This is a genomic window from Mesorhizobium sp. M2A.F.Ca.ET.067.02.1.1, assembly GCF_004023285.1.
Lineage (GTDB): Bacteria > Pseudomonadota > Alphaproteobacteria > Rhizobiales > Rhizobiaceae > Mesorhizobium.
The window spans coordinates 1-3,390 of sequence record NZ_RZSB01000660.1 but is presented as its reverse complement, the minus strand read 5'-3'; the positions used below and the strand labels follow the sequence as shown (position 1 = coordinate 3,390).

General features: G+C 63.6%; 2 protein-coding genes and 1 pseudogene. 2 read left to right on the top strand and 1 reads right to left on the bottom strand.

The window, feature by feature from the left end; all coding sequences use genetic code 11:
- Positions 1-302, bottom strand: a pseudogene (locus tag EOA28_RS29500) (aminopeptidase P family protein); the annotation flags it as partial.
- Positions 303-636: 334 nt separating this feature from the next.
- On the opposite strand from EOA28_RS29500, the gene EOA28_RS29495 reads away from it, so the two are divergent.
- Positions 637-2,247 carry an ABC transporter substrate-binding protein gene (locus EOA28_RS29495; protein ID WP_127386305.1) on the top strand — a complete coding sequence of 537 codons (1,611 nt, stop codon included), beginning with the start codon at positions 637-639 and terminating at the stop codon, positions 2,245-2,247.
- 123 nt (positions 2,248-2,370) lie between these two features.
- Positions 2,371-3,357 carry an ABC transporter permease gene (locus EOA28_RS29490; protein WP_127386304.1) on the top strand — a complete coding sequence of 329 codons (987 nt, stop codon included), beginning with the start codon at positions 2,371-2,373 and terminating at the stop codon, positions 3,355-3,357.
- Positions 3,358-3,390 lie beyond the last annotated feature (33 nt).

Genomic DNA, 3,390 nt, shown 5'->3' with positions numbered 1-3,390 from the left:
GCGTGCAAGGTCGGCGTCCAGAACGGATGGTTCTGGTGTTCGCCCCCTTCCATCTTGTTGCCGATATAGGCTGCGTGTTCCGGCCCGCCCTTCTCGTAAAGCACGATCGGCAGGTAACGGCTGTGGCCGATCGCATCCATCGCCGCGAAGAAGATGAACTTGTAGCCGCCGAGCAGATATTGCGTGTTGTGCTTGGAGGTGGCGAAGAGCACGTCGATGCCGGCCTCTTCCATCAGCCGGTCCACCCGCGCCTGGTCGAAGGGAATACTGCTGACCTCGGTCTTGCCCGGAGCGATGTTCATCTGCCTCTCCCTGTTTTTCATCGGTCGCAGGAGCACCGAACGTTATGATTTATGGCTGTCGGCCAAATCTGCATCATTTTGGCCGCTCTGGTCCAGCCAGAACTGATCACTTTCGCGCCAAAGGCGGTTTATGTCCGAACCCCTATCCCGCTTCGCTATAATCTGGTCCTACCAGATAAAGGTATGAGAGCTTCTTTCGGCCGGCTGGTCCAGCGGACGGAAATTTCAAAGCCAAGCCATGCTGCGCCAAAACCGTCTCTGGCGAAACCTTTGCCAAGGCCCATAATCACGCGATTGGCGCGCCTGCCACGGTGCGAAGAGGGGAGTTTGAACGATGTCCGAATTGACGATTTCACGCCGCGGCCTGCTGGCCGGTTCGGCGCTGCTGCTGGCCTCGAACGCGCTGCCGACCATCGGCTTCGCGCAGACGCCGAAGAAGGGCGGCCGCCTCGTGCTGGCCGCCGATTCCGAACCGCGCAACCTCAACCCGGCAATCGTTGCATCGAACGGCGTCTTCTTCATTTCCAGCAAGATCGTCGAGACGCTGGCCGAAGCCTCCTTCGACGCCAAGGACGGGCTTCAACCGCGGCTCGCGCTTTCCTGGGAAGGTGCGGCCGACGGCCTGTCGGTGAGCTTCAAGCTGCGCGACGGCGTCAGATGGCATGACGGCAAGCCCTTCACTTCCGCCGACGTCGCCTTCTCGGCGCTGCAGATCTGGAAGCCGCTGCAGAATCTCGGCCGCACCGTGTTCAAGGACCTGGAGGCTGTCGACACGCCGGACGAGCTGACGGCCGTCTTCAAATTCGCCAAGCCGACGCCGTTCCAGCTCATCCGCAACGCGCTGCCGGCGCTGTCGAGCGTCGTGCCGAAGCACGTTTATGAAAACGGCAAGATCGAGGACAACCCGGCCAACAATGCGCCGGTCGGCACCGGTCCATTCAAATTCGCCGAATACAAGGCCGGCCAATATTACCGGCTGACGAGGAACGACGCCTATTGGGGCAAGGACGAGCCCTATCTCGACGAGATCGTCTACCAGGTGCTTCCCGATCGCACGTCCGCCGCCGCTGCGCTGGAAGCCGAAGAGATCCAGCTCGCCGCCTTCTCCGCCGTGCCGCTCGCCGACCTCAACCGCATCTCCAAAGTGCCGGGCCTGAAGGTCATCACCAAGGGCTATGAGGGGTTGACCTACCAGCTCGTCGTCGAGATCAACCACCGCCGCAAGGAGCTGGCCGACCTCAAGGCGCGGCAGGCGATCGCCCATGCAATCGACAAGGATTTCGTCGTCAAGACGATCTTCCTCGGCTACGCCGCGACCGCCACTGGCCCTGTGCCGAAGAACGATCCGCAATTCTACACCGCCGACGTGCCGACCTATCCTTTCGACGTCGCCAAGGCCAACGCTCTGCTGGACGAAGCCGGCTACAAGCGCGCCGACGACGGCAAGCGCTTTGCGTTGAAGCTTTTGCCGGCACCCTATTTCAACGAGACGAAGCAGTTCGGCGATTATTTGCGCCAGGCGCTGGCGGCGATCGGCATCGACGCCCAGATCGTCAACAACGACTCGGCAGCCCACATCAAAGCCGTCTACACCGACCATGCCTTCGACCTCGCCGTCGGCCCGCCCGTGTTCCGCGGCGACCCGGCGATCTCGACCACCATCCTGGTGCAGAGCGGCATTCCCGACGGCGTGCCCTTCTCCAACCAGGGCGGCTATAAGAACGCCGAGCTCGATGCGCTCATCGTCAAGGCGTCCGAGACGCTCGACACCTCGGCTCGCACCGAGCTCTACAAGGAGTTCCAGAAGAAGGTCGCTGCCGATCTGCCGCTGATCAACGTTGCGGAGTGGAGTTTCATTAGCGTGGCTCGCGATACGGTGGGCAACATCGCCAACAACCCGCGCTGGGCTGTGTCGAACTGGGCGGACACTTATTTGGAATCGTGACACATTCGCGCGGATGAAAATTCGCGAACAAATCGGAATTTGGTCGGAGGCCGCGTTCCGTCACCCCCGGCCTGGGCTCGGCTTTTTCAATAGCCAGCGTATCGCCAACCCTTCGAGGCGCGCATGACCCGCGCCCTCACCCTCCTGCGTCGCCGTCTTGTCGGCAGCCTCTTCGTGCTGCTCATCGTCGTCATCGGCAGCTTCCTCCTCCTCGAAGCCGCTCCGGGCGACGCGGTCGACGCCTACATCGTCTCGACCGGCGGCGACGCCGGCATGATCGAACTGCTGCGCCATCGTTGGGGCCTCGACCAGTCGGAGCTCACCCGTCTCGCCAACTACCTCTGGGCCTTGCTGCATCTCGACCTCGGCCAATCCGTTACCTTCTCGCGGCCGATCCGTGACGTGATCCTCGAACGCCTGCCGACCACGCTGGTCCTTATGGGCAGCGCCACCGCGCTCTCCTTCGGCCTCGGCTCGGCGCTCGGCATCTATGCCGGCGCTGCGCCCGGCAGCTTCCGCGACCGCTTCCTGTCGATCGGCTCGCTGGCGCTCTATGCCGTGCCGGGCTTCTGGCTCGGCCTCGTGCTGATCGTCGTCTTCGCCGTCGACCTGCGCTGGCTGCCGATCGGCGGCATCGAGACCATAGCCTCCGGCAAAACCGGATTTTCCCGCGCCGCCGACATCGCCACCCATCTGGTGCTGCCGGTCTCGGCGCTCGGCTTCATCTATCTCGCGCTCTATCTGCGCATGATGCGCGCCGGCATGGCCGAAGCCTGGCGGCAGGATTTTGTCCTCGCCGCCCGCGCCAGGGGCCTGCCCCGCCGCCGCGTCGTGCTTGCCCATGTCGCCCGCAACGCGCTTTTGCCATTGGTCACCATGCTCGGCCTGCAATCGGCGCAAATGCTTGGCGGCAGCGTCGTCATCGAAAGCGTCTTTGCCGTGCCCGGCCTCGGCCGGCTGGCGCAGGAGGCCGTCGCCGGACGCGACACGCCGCTGCTGCTCGGCATCATCCTGGTCAGCGCCGTCCTGGTCGTCGTCATCAATCTCCTGGTCGACCTCGCCTATGCTGTCCTCGATCCACGCGTCGGCGCCGGCGAGGCAAGCGCATGAACCGCCTGCGCCGTTTCTTGCGCACCCCGGAAG

Excerpts from the sequence above, each read along its gene's own strand:
- EOA28_RS29495 (WP_127386305.1), top strand. The coding sequence starts at position 637 with ATGTCCGAATTGACGATTTCACGCCGCGGCCTGCTGGCCGGTTCGGCG.
- EOA28_RS29490 (WP_127386304.1), top strand. The coding sequence starts at position 2,371 with ATGACCCGCGCCCTCACCCTCCTGCGTCGCCGTCTTGTCGGCAGCCTC.